Annotated in this window: 1 pseudogene; it reads left to right on the plus strand. The window is 69.3% G+C overall.

Features of this window, described 5'->3' with window-relative positions:
- Positions 1-10: 10 nt before the first annotated feature.
- Positions 11-482, plus strand: a pseudogene (locus tag D7Y13_RS42265) (acetyl-CoA C-acyltransferase); the annotation flags it as partial.

The raw sequence follows: 482 nt of genomic DNA on the forward strand, positions 1-482 counted from the left end.
CGACGAGTACATGCGCCCCGACACCACCATGCAGAAGCTCGGCGCCCTCGATCCCTCCTTCAAGGCGATGGGCGAGGTCATGCCCGGCTTCGACAAGGTCGCGCTGATGAAGTACCCCCACCTGGAGCGGATCGCCCACATCCACCACGCCGGCAACTCCTCGGGCATCGTCGACGGCGCCGCCGGCATCCTGATCGGCTCGCGCGAGTTCGGCGAGGCGCACGGCCTGACGCCGCGCGCCCGCATCCGCGCGACGGCCAAGATCGGCACGGACCCGACGATCATGCTGACCGGCCCGGTCCCGGTGACGGAAAAGATCCTGCGCGAGGCGGGCATGGCCACCTCCGACATCGACCTCTTCGAGGTGAACGAGGCCTTCGCCGCCGTCGTCCTTCGCTTCATGCAGGCGTTCGACGTCAGCCCCAACGTGGTCAACGTCAACGGCGGCGCCATCGCCATGGGCCACCCGCTGGGCGCCACCG

It is taken from the genome of Corallococcus praedator, assembly GCF_003612125.1.
In the GTDB taxonomy this organism is placed as follows: Bacteria; Myxococcota; Myxococcia; order Myxococcales; family Myxococcaceae; genus Corallococcus; species Corallococcus praedator.